Source organism: Neomesorhizobium albiziae (assembly GCF_900114255.1).
In the GTDB taxonomy this organism is placed as follows: Bacteria; Pseudomonadota; Alphaproteobacteria; order Rhizobiales; family Rhizobiaceae; genus Neomesorhizobium; species Neomesorhizobium albiziae.
In genome coordinates this window covers 544,448-559,065 of record NZ_FOSL01000001.1, presented here as the reverse complement: position 1 = coordinate 559,065, position 14,618 = coordinate 544,448, and the positions used below count along the sequence as shown (strand labels likewise).

Sequence of the window (14,618 nt, the reverse complement as noted above, 5' to 3'; positions counted from 1 at the left end):
ATGCCTTACATCCGCGAATGCATCGTCACCACCGCCGACAAGACAGGCAAGGTGCATATCGCGCCGCTCGGCATCATCGCCGAAAACGATGGCTGGATCATCGCGCCGTTCCGCCCGTCGGCAACGCTCGACAATCTGGCGCAGACGCCGGTAGCGGTCGCCAATTATGTTGACGATGTCCGCATCTTCGCCGGTTGCCTGACCGGCCGCAAGGAATGGCCGCTGGTCCCGGTTGCCGGCTGCCAGGTGCCGCGCCTGAAAGCTGCGCTCGCGCATTCGGTACTGGAGGTGGTGAGCCTCGACGACGATGGCGTCCGGCCGCGACATTTCTGCCGTGTCGCTGCCGAGGCTACCCACGCGCCTTTCACCGGTCTCAACCGTGCAAAGGCGGCGGTGCTGGAACTCGCGATCCTGGTCAGCCGGCTCGGCATGCTGCCGCGTGAGAAGATCGAGATGGAGATCGAATACCTCACTATCTCCATCGAAAAAACCGCAGGCCCGGACGAGAAGGAGGCCTGGGGCTGGCTGATGGAGCGTGTCACAGAGCATTTCGCCGGCAAGGACGCCAGTGGCGAAGAGGTGAGAGCCTAGCCGCCTTTGAGGAACTCAACGATTGTCTTTCGCTGTGCGGCGTCTGTGATACCGCCATAGGGCTTCATGGTGTTGCCGCTTACCACCTGGTCTGGATTGGCGATGAATTGGTCGAGGTTGGATTCGTCCCAGGTAATGCCCGACTGCTTCATCGAATCCGAAAAATTATAGCCCGGCAGCGTCCCCGCCTTGCGGCCGATGATGCCGGCCAGGCTCGGGCCTTGCCGGTTATCGCCTTCCTTCAGCGTATGGCAGGTGCGACAACTGTTGTTGAATGCAGTTTGACCGTCATCCTGGGCAAACACGGGAGCGGAAGTAAGCCCGCCGGCGAGAAGCAATGCGAAAACGCGCCTGTTCATGCCGTCCTCCTTTTGGGTGTCGAAGGAGGAACGTCCGTCGCTTAAAGCTGTTCCCCCATCGTTACCGTGCATTTCCCGCCAGCAGCGCTACGGCGGTCGCCGGCGCGGCACTGCTCGCTTCGCCGCGCGCGGCATCGTCTGCGGGGATGAGATCGGCGAAGTCGACGAAACGCCGCTCCATGCGCTCGGCCAGCCGCCGAAGCTGCCAGCGGCCGGTGCCGGCGCCGACGATCGGGGCGTCGTCCGCGAGGCCGCCGGCGGCGCGGAACGCTGCGTCGTGCACCAGCCGCAACTGCTTTTCGCTGAACCAGCGCGCTATCGTTTGCCACTCCGCCGGTTCCAGGTCAGCCGCATCGCGGCCGACCATGCGGGCGAGCCGCGCCATCGAGCCGGTAACCGTCTTCGCCTGGCCATCGGCGGAGGCATGCTTGTCGTCGCTTTCGTCGAGCACGCCGAGCATGCGGTGGGCATCGGCCATCGAGGCGAAATACTCGTTCATCAGCGGCGTGATCTGGCCCCGCACCGGCGCTGACGACGCCACGCCGAACAGGAAGGTGCGGGTGAAGCCGGTATAGACCAGTTCGCCGGAAAGCAGCCGCTCGGCGTCGCTGTAGCCGCGATTGGCGACGGCGCCTCCACGCACCGGGATCAGGTCGGTGGTCGTCGAGCCCATGTCGACGAACAGCGCTTCGCCCACCAGTCTGGCCACCAGTGCCGCGGTCGCATGCCAGTTGGCGGACGCGATGTCGTTGGCGAGGCCTGCCGCCTCATTCATCCCGACGAAGCCGGAGCGGCCGGCATAGATCAGCTTTTCGCCGCCTGGGAATTGTGCGGAAATGCGCTCCAGAAGCCCTGCGACGCCCGCTTCGCGCGAGGGAAAAACGTCGGCGAGCTCGCCAGTCATGGTGAAGGCGCGGACGTCGGCGCCGGAATAAACGGGTTCTGCTTCGCGCAGCCCTGCGGTCAGCGTGTCGAGACCTTGCCAGAGCGGCGTGGCGATGGTGACCGCATCAACGATGCGGCCGCTTTCGGCCCGTGTCACCTTCAGATGCGCGCCCCCGATGTCGAAGCCGGCGACGATAGTCTTTCTTTTTTCCACGCTTCAAGCTCTCATGACGGTGACGGATAAGTATGGGAAAGACGGTGCGTATCATCCCCGTTCTCGACTTGAAAGGCGGCCAGGTGGTGCGTGCCCAAAGCGGTGATCGCGCCAGCTATAGGCCGATCGTGACGCCGCTCGCGGAAAGCTCCGACCCGGTGGATGTTGCCCGCGGACTGCGCACACTCTACCCATTCCCGGAATTCTATATCGCCGATCTCGATGCCATCGCCGGCGGTGTACCCAACCATGAAGCGTTCTCCCGCCTGCGCGGCATGGAGAGCTCGCCGGAGCTTTGGGTGGATGCAGGATTTGCCGAGGCGAAAGCTCTCGAAACCACGCTGGATGTGCCGGGTGTTTCGCCTGTTCTTGGCTCGGAATCGCAGGACGATGATCGTTTGCTCCGGCGTTTTGGCGCCCATCCCCGTCTCATCCTGTCACTCGATTTTTTTGGCGATGGTTTGTACCGGGGCCCGAAATCGGTGCTCGATCAAACGGATCTCTGGCCGCGGCGGGTCATCGTGATGACTCTGGCCAAGGTCGGCTCGGGTTCAGGCCCGGATTTTGACCGGCTGGCCGAGATCAAGGCGAAAGCCGGCGATCGCGATATCGTTGCCGCCGGCGGCGTGCGCGATGAGGACGATATCCGCGCTTTGACTGCGCTGGGCGTTTCCGCGGCGCTGGTGGCGACGTCATTGCACAATGGAACCCTCACCGCGGCGCATCTGGCGGCGCTATAATGGCTGCGTGCTAAGGCCGTGCATCGCGGCAATTCCCGAAGGGAAAACCCTTCGGGAATTCTCAGAAGCCCAGGAGCTTTTGCAACCGGCGCAACAGACCATCCGGCTCGGCAGAGGGTTTTGCCTGTGCGGGGCTGTTCCTTGTCTAGGAAGCGGCGGCGCTGAACGGATGCTTCACCGAATCCCGCTGCGCGGTCGCCTCGGCGGCACTCGGTTTGCCCTCGACGGCGCGCTGAATGGCTTCCTTGGTCGCCTGGTAGTTGTATTGCTGGATCTTGGCGTCGTCCTCCGCTTCCCAGTGGATGAAGACACCGACGCAGATGAACAGGTCGTCGGCCTCATTGGCCGGAATGATCCCGTCGGCGACGCTGTCCTGTACCGCCTTCGCCACGGCGAACTGCGCCGGTCCAAACATCTGCACGGCCTGCTTAGCGCCCTTGATGGTGACCTTGTTGAACATCACAGTGTTGGGCTTGCAGGGCAGATTGGGCGCGATCACGGCCAGAAGGCTGGTGAAACCGTCCTTGTTGTTGGTGAGCGCATTGCAGAATGCTGTTTCGACCGGGCTCCCCCGCGGTCCAATCAGAAGGTCGATGTGGGCGACTTCGTTGCCATCCCCGACGAGCGATTCACCGACCATAACTTTCGAGATCTTTGCCATGCCAATTTCCTCCAAGACACGAATTATAGCGTGTCCAAAGACGCCGCAACCGAGCGGACGCTCGATGGACGACTATCCTTGTTGGCAGCGCCCGGTTTGCCCGGGCCGGTTGGCTAGATAGCCGCGGAAGGATTTCTTCCGCTGCGGAAATTCAAGCACCATGCTTATCCGCATGCAAGTTCGCTGCGGAGACTATGGACTAAAAGACAAGCCACGGTGAGATCGGCCGAGGTGCCGGGGTTGATGTGACGCGCCTTAAGTTCGGCATCGAACGCCAGCAGTTGGCTGATGCGTGCCTCCTCGCCTGCGGTCTGGTCGAGCCTGGTTTTGACGGCGCTGGCCTGCTGCCGCACCGCGTCGGCTATTGCGATGCCGTGCTTGCGCGCCACATGGCTGTCGGGAAAGGCGGTGAGGAAGGCCATATAGGCTGCCACCACCGGCCACATGTCGGTTTCGCCGCGCGCAACGGCGGCCTCGTACGCATCCAGACCGGTACCGAAAACATCGGCGAAATCAGTGACATATTGGCGGGCAATCATGTCGCGTTGCGAGGCTTCCCGCATTGCCTCCAGCAGCGGTACGGCAGGAGCCTCTCGAACGTCATGGGTCTCGGCCGACCCAAGTCCTCCCGGCGATGCGAGCACGATCGCCGCGAACACCGCCCCGGCGTCGTCCATGGTCATCGCGCGCAGCACCTTGCCCAGGTTTTCGCGAAGGTCACCATCCGCCTCCGCGGCCGCGACCAGCGGAGCCGACAAAAGGAGAATACCGAGATTGGTGTTGACGCCCACGGTTTCGCGGGTTGCCTGCACCGCCTCCAGTATGCGCCGCCCAACCGGCAATGCCGTATCGGTCAGAGGCCTGGAGGAAGCCTGGGCGCTGTCGAGGAATTGTTGCGCAGACATGCGGTGGCCGTCGGCGAAGACATGTACATTGCCGGGTTTGAGAGCCTCGATCTCCGCCCGGCAGGCCGATTGGTAGGCTGCGGCCAATTTCTGGCGTGGAAGTCCCATTCAGCGATTGGCCGGCGCGGCGAAGCGATAGGGTTTGCCCAAGGAAACCGTCGCCCGGCGCTCCGCAAGACAGGCCAGCAAAGCTTCCGCGATGGCGTCGGCGATGTTTACCGCGGCCACCGATTGCAGGCCTGACCAGGCAGGCATGCTGTTGACCTCGAGCACCATAAGGCCTCCGCCCTCCGCCGCCACGATGTCGACGCCGGCGAAATCTGCGCCCACCGCGGCCGCCGCGGCGACGGCAAGTTCTGAGAGTTCGTCCTCGTCATGGCCCGAAACCGGCTCCGGCACGGCGCCACGATTGACATTGGTGATCCAGTCATCGCCGCGGCGGCTCATCATCGCGATCGGGCGTCCCGCGCAGACGAAGACCCGGCAGTCGCGGAATGGTGGGCCAGGCCTCCGCACATAATGCTGGAGATAAAACACGCCGCTCACGTCGTCCTCCGCCGGCAGGTCGTCGAGGCTTTGGATCAGGCGAATTCCGCGACCCTGCGCGCCGAACAGCGGCTTCAGCACCAGGGGTGCGGCCGGAAGTTCCCGCGCGGCGATTTGTCGTGCAGCCTCCATACCCTCGACGGCGAAGGTCGGCGGCGTCGGCAGTCCGGCATTGGCAAGCAGGAACGTCGTCATCGACTTGTCAACGCAACGCTCGATCGCCTGCGCCGAATTCCATACCGGCACGCCGAGCCTGCCCAGCGCATGCAGGACGCCGAGGCGACGGGTGATCGCCTCGAACGAGCCGGCGGCGATGGAGCGCACCAGCACCGCATCGGGCAGCGCGCCGTCGAAACCGGGGATCGAAATTCCCGACGGGCTGCCGGTGTCGAAGGCGAGCGTGGCCAGCGAGGCGTTGATCGCCACCGCGCCGCGCCGCCGGAAACCCGCGGCCAGACCACGCGTGCGCTTCTCGGAATTGTCGTTGAGGACCAGGATGCGGGGGATCACGCGATAATTTTTCCTGCTGTCATAGCCGCTTCAGCCCAGGCTCTCCTCGAGCATCTTCTGGTCGCGGCTGCCGGCACGGAATGTATCGCCGCTTTCGATCGCCGTCACGATCACTTCCGCCGGGCTGAACAGCAATGGATCGATCGCGTAGAAATCGCCCTTGAACTTCTTGAAGATGGCCGCGAACGGCTGCCCATAGTCGCGCGAGGCGCGGCTTGGCAGTCTTTCGGCCAGTTCTTGAGCATCTCTCGGGCTGCCCTTGACGAAAAGCTGTGCGCCGCCGCCATAGATGATGGCGTCGTTGGTGCGGCCCATCGCGGTCAGGAAATCCGGGTGAGGGGCGGGAATGGGTGCGGCCGCGATGCCGTCGACAATGTTTTCCAGCGGGAATTTCAGGTCGTTTGCCTTGTGCAGGGCGACTTCCAGAACCCGCGCCACGATCTGGACGGTGCCGGCGATGCTCTGCGTCGGCGCATAGAGGAAAGTGAGCTTTTCCGCTGGCAGCTTTACTGCCTTGGCGACTTTTTCGACGACGGCAGCCGGCGGTGGATCGGCGGTCTCCAGCACCAGCACCGCCGACTTCGCTTGGTCCTTGTAGGACAAAGTCTCGAACAGCGGTTCGACACGCGCGAGAGCCCGCGCCGGCCCCGAACCCATGGCGAAATAGCTGCCGTTCGAAAGGTTCCAGCCGGCATACTGGCTGCCGAGGCAGGCGAGCACCGGCTGCGAGGAACGCACCTCGATGCAGAAAGGCCACTTTTCCGAAGCGCGGTCCATTCTCAGCGAAACTGTGCCCAGCCCGCCCATCGCCGCTTCGGCGATACGCAGGCCGGCTTCGATGCCACCGGTTACCTTCGCGCCGGCGTCGATGAGGGTCTCGCCGAGGGAACCCTTAGTGACGGAAACACGCAGACGTTCGGCCTCGCCGATCACGCTGTCGGCAATCTTCTGCGCATTGTCGTTGAGGAATGCGGTGCCGTCCTTCATGTCCGGCCTCCTTCCCAGGCCGCCTGAAGCATTCGGGCCTGCGCCTTCACGGCGCGCTGCGTTGTCGCTGCGTTCGGCCCGGTCGCGAACACGGTGCAGACAGGATCCCCAGACGACAATCGTGTGCCGGCCGATTGGTGGTCGGCGGTCCAGTCCGGCCAGGTGATCGCCGGAAACCGCGCCACGGGTTTTGCTGTATAAGCGATCAATTGCGCCATACTGTCGGCAAAATGGGGAAAGCGGTACGTTTCCCTGCGCGATGCCCGGATATGCGCTTCCATCAGCGGCGCGTCGAAGCTGTCGAAAATGTCCAGCGTCGCGCCGGGGCGCGGGTTGATCTCGATCAGACGGTACCCGTCGCCGGTCTTGATGAAGTCGGCGCTGCACAGTCCCTTCAGTCCGGTTCGCGCCGTGAAAGCGGACAGCCAGCCGCCGATCGTGGCGCTATCCTTCCGGTCGAAGCGCCGCAGGCGCACAGCGCCGCCGTAACGGTACGGCTGGCCAGGAGCCGGCGACGCCCATTGTCGGCTGAACCCGACGATACTGGCCTTCCGTCCGTCGCCAGCAAACAGGGCCGACACACTCTGCCCGGAAACGAAACGCTGGAAATACCGGCCCTCGGAGGCGTCTTCGCCGTTGGCGCGCCTGATATGCGCGCCGCCTGCGGCGCCGGCTGTCTTGACCACCCAGTTTTCCACATCTGCCGGACGGTCCCGCCTCAATTCCGGATGTGGAATGCCTAGTGCTGCGCAGTCGGCCGAAAGCTTTTCCGGGTCCTTTACCCGACGGATCGTCGCGCCGCTGCACCCGGCCAGCGGAAATTTGCGCGCGATCGAGTTCACCAACTCCGGCTTGCGCTCAAAGCCAGAGCCCAGCACCACGGCGACCGGCGTCTCGCCGGCGGCAAGTTTTCGCAGCGTTTCGATGGCGCGCGCGCTGTCGATGCCATTCCTCAGGTCGCCGGGCAACGGGATCGCCTTCGACGCCAGAGCCACTGTATCCGTATCGCAGAAAAAATCCGCCACCAGCGGCCGATAACCGGCGCGCCTGGCCGCCGCGGCAAGCGCGCGGCCCGAAATCGCGGCGATCAAAAGCGTCGCGGTGTTATTTGGCGATTTCGCGTGCAAGGGCGAACGCATCCTGGAAATCGAAGGCGACTGTTTTTTCGGCTTCTATCATTTTTTTGAACAGGCCGAATTCAGTCTTGTATTTCACATTGCCGATGGCGAGCGGGCCAATGCCGACAGCCTTTGTCGCTTCGAGCGGGTCGGAATTGGCGTGAACCGTCAGCCCTTCGATGCCTGCGGGCGGCACCGCGTTGACGTCGGCCGCAATCAGCAGGCCGTCGGCGCCGGCGAGTTCAGCCTTGGAGATCACCTGCACGCCGGCCCTGGCGGCGGCGAGAATCACCTCGCTTGCCGCGACGAGCTTTTTCTTGCGCGCGTCGGTCGAGCCGTCGACCGCTTCGACGCTCACGCCGAACCGGTCCTTGATCTCGGAGGCGACCTTCTTGACCCGCTCGGCGCCGTCATGCCCGGCGACGGTGACGGCGGCGCCTTCCTGCGCGGCGATCACAGCCGTGCAGAAACCAACCACGCCCGTCGCACCGAAAATGACGATCCGTGTATCCTTCAGGCCGCGTTCGAACTTTTTCTCCAGCGCCTTTTCCACTTTGGCGACCATTGCAGCGGCTGTGGTGAAGGAGCCCGCGGGGTCGGCGAATACCGACACCTGGAATGGCGGCACCATCGCCTTCTTTGCCAGGTCGAACATGTCGAGCGCCAGTGACACGTCCTTGCCGGCAATGAAGATTCCAGTGTCGACGCCGGCGTCCGGCGGCCGCGAGAAGATCGCGTCCTGCACGAGCCCTGTCAGTTCGCCGAGTTCAACGCCGATATAAGGCACCACCGCGTCGAAACCGGCGTCGAGCGCCATGTTCACGTCGAACGGGCTCATGTGCTTCAGCGGTGTAAGCATGTGGAGGATATGTTTGCGGGGCATGCTTCGCCTTCCTGCTGTCTAGCTGCCGACCAGTCCCAGCCCCGTCGCGCTGATCTCCGCACCGGCGTTCCTACCCCGCACGATCCTGATCTCGGTTCCCGGCCCCGCCGCCTGTTGCGCGGCGGCGACCATCTCCCGCGCCGCTTCTTCCGAGGGCGCGAAGCCGAAACCGGTCGGTCCCCATGAACTTTGTCCGATGCCGGTAGCGCCCGCCTCGGCCAGCCGTTTCGCCAGTCTCTCGACACGTCTGGAGGTGAACAGGCCGCCTTGCGCCGGCGCGAAATAGCTGCCGACCAGGTGCTGGATCGCCGAGATCGCGGCGCCGAAAGCGGCGAGGTCGCGCTCGACGAGCGCCGGCATGGCGCCCATCAGAACATGCCTGCAAATCTCGCCGACGCCGCTTTCGGGGAAAGTCGGCAGATCGCGGAACGCCGCCACCTCGTCCTCTCCATGCAGCCCGTCCAAATCATGATCGAGGATCAGGAGAACCCGCCATGCCTCCGGAAAGGGGAAACGTGCGATGACCGGCGGCGGCCGGCCACTGTCGTCCTTGCCGGCGTCGAGGATGACACCGCCCTTGTCGAAACTTGCAATACCGATGCCGGAACGGTTGCCACGCGCCAGCATGGTTGCGTCGCCGCTGGTGTCAAGCGGCAGTTGGTGCAGCGTGCGCAGCGCTGCCGCGACCGCAAGCGCGATCTGTGTGCCGGAACCCAGCCCGGCATGGCGCGGGATCGCCTCCTCGATGACCAGGCGATGGTGCGAGCGGATGCCGAGATGCCGGCAGAGGTTTGCGAGATGCGCTGCGGCGCGTTCGCTCTCCGGTCCCTCGATCACGGTTTCCTGGCAACGCGACAGCCGGACCGTTGTCTCCGGCTCGCTCAGCGGCAATCCGAGACTGCCGAAACGGCGGCCCGAAACACCGTTCGGGTCGAGAAAGCCGAGATGAAGGCGGGACGGCACCTTGATAGTAACGGAATTCGACATCTGCCCCCGAGTGGGTGCATCATAATGCATCACTGAAGTTTAGGTGCCGTGGTCCATGATAACGGCTTTCAGTGACGGGGCAAGCCGGACAGGCCGAAACTGTACTTCCTACTTTGGTGCCGGACACTGGACGCGAGGAGCAGCGGAGAACCGAGATGAGCGAGAGAGCCAAGGAAAAAACCTATTCGGAAGACGAGATCGCCGAGCGGCTGGCGAAGGATCTGCCGAAATGGCGCTATGAGAACGGCTGGATCCGCCGCAAATACAAGACCAACAGCTGGAAGGGCACGCTGATGGTGATCAATACGGTCGGCCATCTGGCCGAGGCGGCCTGGCATCATCCCGACATCGCCGCCTCCTACGCGTGGGTCGAGGTCAAGCTGATGAACCATGCGGCCAAGGGCGTCACCGACAAGGATTTCGAGCTGGCGAAGAAGATCGAGGATGTCATCCAATGGCAGCCCGGAGCCGAAGGCGGCGCGCTGGAAGGTACCCCGCATGCCGACCAGCGCTTCGCCTACATAAAATATGATTGAGGTAAGCTCGCGCATTTTCAGGTCGTTCATCAGTCATCTCGTCTCGGGTTCGACGGCTCGGGAAGGTGCGGCGCTGACGTCGTGACAGGCATTCGCGATTTTTGACCGCCAGGCGGGTTCACTGCCAAAATAGTTTCGTCTAGAGTTGAGCCGGCACCAGAAAGTTGGACAGTGCATGGCGGTTGCATGGATCGGCAACCGGGAAACGCTGGTTGAACGCGCGGCCGAACATGCCGCGAGGCTTCTGGAATCAAGCCGGTGCCCGGTATTCAGCTTCGACACGGATATTCATGGGACGCGCGCGGCGATCGCGCTCGCCGAAAAAGTCGGCGGCGCCTATGATCATGTGGACGGCGCCGGGTTGGCGCGCGAGACGGAATTCTTCACCGGCAGGGGTGGCATGACAGTGGCTCCCGGCGAGGCTCGCCGGCGTGCCGATGTCGTCGCAATCGTCGGCGAACTGCCCTCCGAGCATCATGATCTGGTTCGGGAGCTCGCCCGGACCGCTCCCGATCTTTCGGCGACCGAAGCGCGTCATCTCTTCCTTATAGGCGACGGCAAGCCCGGCGCCTCAGGTCTTCCGGCTGCCAGCAAGGCCACCCGCCTCAGTTGCGACCAGGCGGGGCTTGCAGCAACGCTCGCCGCCTTGCGGGCCGCAGTAGCGGGTCGGCAAGTGGCGAAGTCGGTGTCGAATTTCCAGCGTTTCGCCAAGGCGCTGGAAATTGCGCGCTTTCCAGTCTTCCTGTTCTCCGGCCACGGTGCGGACGGCCTGGCGCTGGAGATGCTGCAAGGGCTGGTTGCCGACCTCAACCGGAAATCGCGTGCCTCCTCGGTGCATCTGCCTGCAAGCGAAAGCGGCTGGGGCTCCTCGCTCGCTTCCGCCTGGATGACCGGTTTCCCGATGCGCTGCGGCTTTGCGCGGGGCGTTCCCGAATTCGACCCCTGGCGCCTCGATGTTGCCCGCATGTTGGGAGCGGGCGAAGCCGACCTCCATGTGCGGATCGCGGCCTCGGCCGACCGACTGCCGCCCCGGCGCAGCGGCACCAGGCTGGTGGCTCTTGTGAAAACCGCCACGCCGGTCGGCGGTGCGGCAATCACCATCGCGGTCGGCGTTCCGGGCATCGACCATGACAGCGTCGCCTATTGCGCGCGCACGGGAACGCTGAGGGCTGCTGCGGCAACCGCAGCCTCGGAGATGCCTTCGGCCGCCTTGGCGCTTGGCATGATCGCCAGCCATCTCGGCGGGGTACGCACGCCATGCTGACCCGCATAACCGGCGGCGACATCATCGATCCCGCCAGCAGCCGCCGTGGCGTGGGCGATCTGTGGATCGCGGATGGCAGGATCGTCGACCCACCGGCCGGCGGACATGCGGACACCACCGTTGACGCCTCGGGCTGTATCGTCATGGCCGGCGCCATCGACATCCATTCCCATATCGGCGGCGGCAACGTGAACACGGCGCGCCTGCTTTTGCCCGAACAGCATGCAGCCCATGCGCCGCGCCCCACTGCAACCCCGCTCTCCAATGCCGGCTGGTCGACCTTCGAGACCGGCTGCCTCTACGCCAAAATGGGTTTCACCACGGTCGTCGAACCGGCGATGTCGCCGGGAAGCGCGCTGCATACACATCTCGAACTCGCGGATATCCCGATCATCGACAAGGCGACGCTGGCGATTCTTGGCAATGACGACTTTTTGCTCTCGATGATCCGCGACGGTGCCTCAGAAGCGATGATCGACGATTATGTCGGCTGGACCGTCGGCGCGACGCGGGCGCTCGGCGTCAAGGTCATCAATGCCGGGGCGGCCGCGGCGTTCAAGGAAAACGTCCGCACTTTTTCGCTCGACGATGTCGTGCCCTGGTACGGCGTAAGCTCGCGCAAGATCGTCAAGACCTTACAGGCTTCCGTCGAGCGGCTCGGCATCCCGCATCCACTGCATGTTCACTGCAACAATCTCGGCGCAGCCGGGGCGGCCGATACCGCCGCTGCAACGATTGCGGCGGCCGAAGGCGTGCCGCTGCACCTCGCCCATCTGCAATTCTACGGTTATGGCACCGAGGGTAAACGCAAATTCTCCTCTGCCGCCGCCCGTCTCGCCGAGGTCGTCAACTCAACGCCGGAAGTGACCATCGACATCGGCCAGGTGATGTTTGGCCAAACCGTTACCGTTTCTTCCGACGTGATGCGACAATTCACGGCGCGCGGCACCGCAAGCCCGAAAAAATTCGTTATTCACGATGGCGACGGCAATGGTGGCGGCATCGTACCTTACCGCTATCGCGGCGATTTCTACGGCGCTGTGCAATGGGCGGTCGGTCTGGAGCTTTTCCTTTTGATATCAGATCCATGGCGCGTGTTCTTTACAACGGATCATCCGAATGGCGCACCCTTCACCGCCTATCCCCAGCTGTTCCAGCTCTTGATGGATCGTGAAGCGCGCAACGAAGCGGCCGCAAGCCTGCCGAAATCGGCACTGGCGACCTCGGCGCTGATGTCGATCGACCGCGAATACACATTCGAGGAAATCGCTGTGATGACGCGGGCCGCACCGGCCAGGCTGCTCGGCCTTTCCGACCGCGGCCACCTCGGCGCCGGCGCCATCGCCGATGTCGCTGTCTATCGCAAGGACGCCGACGTCGCGAAAATGTTCGGCCGGGCAGCCTATGTGTTCAAGGACGGCGACCTTGTGGTGAAGGACGGCGAGATCACCCATTACCGCTGGGGCAGGGCGCTCAGGCTCAACCCCGCGCCAGACAAGGCGATGGTGCGGCGGCTGGAAGATTATCACCAGCAGCATTATGGCCTGTCGCTCGATTGGTTCACTTTTCCCGACTCCGCGATCCAGCGCGAAAATCCGTTCGGCGAGGTCGCATGCCGGAGTTGAATGTCAACGGCGTGGCGATCGACGACACCTATGCCGAAGCCTTCGGGATGCGCGCCACCGCAATAGTCATCACCGGGCCGAACCGCAAATGGATGCGCCAGGCCGCGGCCTCGATGACCGGCTTTGCCACCTCGGTGATCGGTTGCGGCTGCGAGGCTGCGGTCGATGCCGAGATACCGCCATCGGAAACCCCTGACGGCCGTCCCGGCTGCAGGGTGATGGTTTTTGCCGTGAGTTCCGACGAACTGCAGAAACAGTTGCTGAACCGCGTCGGGCAATGCGTGCTGACCACGCCGGGCAGCGCCTGTTTCGCCGGTCTCGAAGGTCCGACGCAATTGAAGCTCGGTTCGGCGCTGCGCTATTTCGGAGATGGCTGGCAGGTTTCCAAAAAGCTCGGTGGTCGGCATTTCTGGCGCATTCCGGTCATGGACGGCGAATTCGTCTGCGAGGCGACGACGGGCATGACCAAGGAAGCCGTCGGCGGTGGCAATCTTTTGTTGCTCGCCCAATCGAGCGGCAAGGCGATGGCCGCGGCGGAAGCCGCCGTCGCGGCCATCCACCATGTACCCGGCGCCATCATGCCGTTTCCCGGCGGCGTCGTGCGCTCGGGCTCGAAAATTGGCGGCAAGTACAAAGGCGTGATCGCCTCCACCAACGAAGCCTTCGCGCCGACCTTGCGCGGCGTCGCCAAAAGTCAGCTCGGCCCCGACATCAACGCCGTGCTCGAAATCGTCATTGACGGAGAAACAAGCGATGCGGTGGCGGCCGCGATGAAAGCCGGTCTTGAGGCAGTGACCGATCTCGGCCCGGGACGGGGCGCAACGCGCATCAGCGCCGGCAACTACGGCGGCAAGCTTGGCAAGTTCCTCTATCATCTGAAGGACCTCCTGCCGTGAAAGCGCTGACCTTCACGCTCATAGCCGAACCGCCGGAACGGCTCGACCTGTCACCGCTGACGCCCGAGCGCCTTGCCGGCCTGGCGAAGCCGGACATTGCACAAATCCGTATAGGCCTCTCGAAGCGGGCCTCCACTGTCGCCGATGTTTTCCGTTTCGCCGGAAACGACACGCAAGACATTGTTTTCGACGGTGGCAGCACCCGCTTCGATCGCCTCGGCGAAGGCATGACAGGGGGCAAGATCCGTGTCATCGGCGACGTGGGCGCGCAGCTTGGCCGTTTGATGCGCGGCGGAGCTATCGTCGTTGAAGGCAAGGCAGGTCCACATGCCGGTTCCGGCATGCGCGGCGGCCGCATCGAAATCGCCAGCAATGCCGGCGACCATCTTGGCGGACCGCTTGCCGGCGAACTTGCCGGCATGAATGGCGGCGTGCTCATCGTACGCGGCAAGGCCGGCGCCTTTGCCGGCGACCGCATGCGGCGCGGCATGATCGCCGTGCTGCGTGGCGCCGGCGATCATGCGGGTTGCCGGATGATCGCCGGCACCATCGTCATTGCCGGCGAAACCGGCGACATGCCAGGCTATCTGATGCGGCGCGGCTCGATCCTGCTCGACCGCAAGCCGGCGAAGCTTTCTCCGAGCTTTGTCGAATCGGGGGCACCCGACAGCGTGTTCACCGCCGTCCTCGACCGCCACCTGATCGCCGAGGGGATTCTAAAGCGGCCGCTGCTCGGCAAGGCACAACACCGCTTCAGCGGCGACAATGCCGTTTTGGGGCTCGGAGAAATAATCTTTCCACGCTGATTGTCGGTGCAGGGCCCGGAAACAGCAGGCTTGCACGTCAAAAGAGGACAGGTTGTCCCAACGTCAATTTGTCGCAGGCGGCTTGTGGAAAGCGCCCCTGCGGCG

16 protein-coding genes are annotated in these 14,618 nt (G+C 63.8%); 7 read left to right on the top strand and 9 right to left on the bottom strand.

What is annotated here, in order from left to right:
- Entirely contained in the window at positions 1–591 is a 591-nt protein-coding gene (locus tag F3H98_RS02665; RefSeq protein WP_149757969.1) for a DUF447 domain-containing protein, read from the top strand.
- Here F3H98_RS02665 and F3H98_RS02660 read toward each other — a convergent pair.
- Both F3H98_RS02660 and F3H98_RS02655 read right to left on the bottom strand, forming a co-directional pair.
- Positions 588–950, bottom strand: a complete 363-nt coding sequence (locus tag F3H98_RS02660; protein WP_149757967.1) for a c-type cytochrome — start codon at positions 948–950, stop codon at positions 588–590. The two genes, F3H98_RS02665 and F3H98_RS02660, sit on opposite strands and share 4 nt — an antisense overlap.
- Before the next feature lie 61 nt (positions 951–1,011).
- Positions 1,012–2,049, bottom strand: coding sequence for a hydantoinase/oxoprolinase family protein (locus F3H98_RS02655; RefSeq protein WP_149757965.1), 1,038 nt, complete (start codon positions 2,047–2,049; stop codon positions 1,012–1,014).
- 32 nt (positions 2,050–2,081) lie between these two features.
- Here F3H98_RS02655 and F3H98_RS02650 point away from each other — a divergent pair, with 32 nt between their 5' ends.
- Entirely contained in the window at positions 2,082–2,789 is a 708-nt protein-coding gene (locus tag F3H98_RS02650) for a HisA/HisF-related TIM barrel protein (protein WP_149757963.1), read from the top strand.
- A gap of 145 nt (positions 2,790–2,934) precedes the next feature.
- On the opposite strand, the gene fae is transcribed toward F3H98_RS02650, so the two are convergent.
- The 7 genes from fae to F3H98_RS02615 form a co-directional block, all read right to left on the bottom strand.
- Entirely contained in the window at positions 2,935–3,450 is a 516-nt protein-coding gene (gene fae, locus F3H98_RS02645) for a formaldehyde-activating enzyme (RefSeq protein ID WP_149757961.1), read from the bottom strand.
- A gap of 164 nt (positions 3,451–3,614) precedes the next feature.
- Positions 3,615–4,463 carry a triphosphoribosyl-dephospho-CoA synthase gene (locus F3H98_RS02640; protein ID WP_149757959.1) on the bottom strand — a complete coding sequence of 283 codons (849 nt, stop codon included), beginning with the start codon at positions 4,461–4,463 and terminating at the stop codon, positions 3,615–3,617.
- Complete coding sequence (locus tag F3H98_RS02635) at positions 4,464–5,411, bottom strand: ATP-grasp domain-containing protein (protein ID WP_149757957.1); 948 nt, start codon at positions 5,409–5,411, stop codon at positions 4,464–4,466. It lies immediately after the preceding gene.
- Between the two features lie 30 nt (positions 5,412–5,441).
- On the bottom strand, positions 5,442–6,398 hold the full coding sequence (gene mch, locus F3H98_RS02630) for a methenyltetrahydromethanopterin cyclohydrolase (protein WP_149757955.1): 957 nt from the start codon (positions 6,396–6,398) through the stop codon (positions 5,442–5,444).
- Complete coding sequence (locus tag F3H98_RS02625; RefSeq protein WP_244621570.1) at positions 6,395–7,525, bottom strand: ATP-grasp domain-containing protein; 1,131 nt, start codon at positions 7,523–7,525, stop codon at positions 6,395–6,397. Before F3H98_RS02625 ends, mch begins: the two co-directional genes overlap by 4 nt.
- A complete protein-coding gene (locus F3H98_RS02620; RefSeq protein ID WP_149757953.1) occupies positions 7,503–8,399 on the bottom strand; it encodes an NAD(P)-dependent methylenetetrahydromethanopterin dehydrogenase in 897 nt (298 codons plus the stop codon). The genes F3H98_RS02625 and F3H98_RS02620 overlap by 23 nt, the downstream gene beginning before the upstream one ends.
- An 18-nt stretch (positions 8,400–8,417) precedes the next feature.
- The gene (locus F3H98_RS02615; RefSeq protein WP_149757951.1) at positions 8,418–9,386 is read right to left on the bottom strand and encodes a beta-ribofuranosylaminobenzene 5'-phosphate synthase family protein; all 969 of its coding nucleotides are present in this window, start codon (positions 9,384–9,386) and stop codon (positions 8,418–8,420) included.
- Positions 9,387–9,541: 155 nt separating this feature from the next.
- On the opposite strand from F3H98_RS02615, the gene F3H98_RS02610 reads away from it, so the two are divergent.
- The 5 genes from F3H98_RS02610 to F3H98_RS02590 all read left to right on the top strand — a co-directional run bounded on the left by F3H98_RS02610 (position 9,542) and on the right by F3H98_RS02590 (position 14,513).
- Entirely contained in the window at positions 9,542–9,922 is a 381-nt protein-coding gene (locus F3H98_RS02610) for a 4a-hydroxytetrahydrobiopterin dehydratase (protein ID WP_149757949.1), read from the top strand.
- 175 nt (positions 9,923–10,097) lie between these two features.
- On the top strand, positions 10,098–11,186 hold the full coding sequence (locus tag F3H98_RS02605) for a molybdopterin-binding domain-containing protein (RefSeq protein WP_149757947.1): 1,089 nt from the start codon (positions 10,098–10,100) through the stop codon (positions 11,184–11,186).
- Positions 11,180–12,811 (top strand): formylmethanofuran dehydrogenase subunit A, encoded by a 1,632-nt coding sequence (locus F3H98_RS02600; RefSeq protein ID WP_149757945.1) that lies wholly within the window; start codon positions 11,180–11,182, stop codon positions 12,809–12,811. Before F3H98_RS02605 ends, F3H98_RS02600 begins: the two co-directional genes overlap by 7 nt.
- Positions 12,799–13,707 carry a formylmethanofuran--tetrahydromethanopterin N-formyltransferase gene (gene fhcD, locus F3H98_RS02595; protein WP_149757943.1) on the top strand — a complete coding sequence of 303 codons (909 nt, stop codon included), beginning with the start codon at positions 12,799–12,801 and terminating at the stop codon, positions 13,705–13,707. Before F3H98_RS02600 ends, fhcD begins: the two co-directional genes overlap by 13 nt.
- The gene (locus F3H98_RS02590) at positions 13,704–14,513 is read left to right on the top strand and encodes a formylmethanofuran dehydrogenase subunit C (protein WP_149757941.1); all 810 of its coding nucleotides are present in this window, start codon (positions 13,704–13,706) and stop codon (positions 14,511–14,513) included. The genes fhcD and F3H98_RS02590 overlap by 4 nt, the downstream gene beginning before the upstream one ends.
- Positions 14,514–14,618 lie beyond the last annotated feature (105 nt).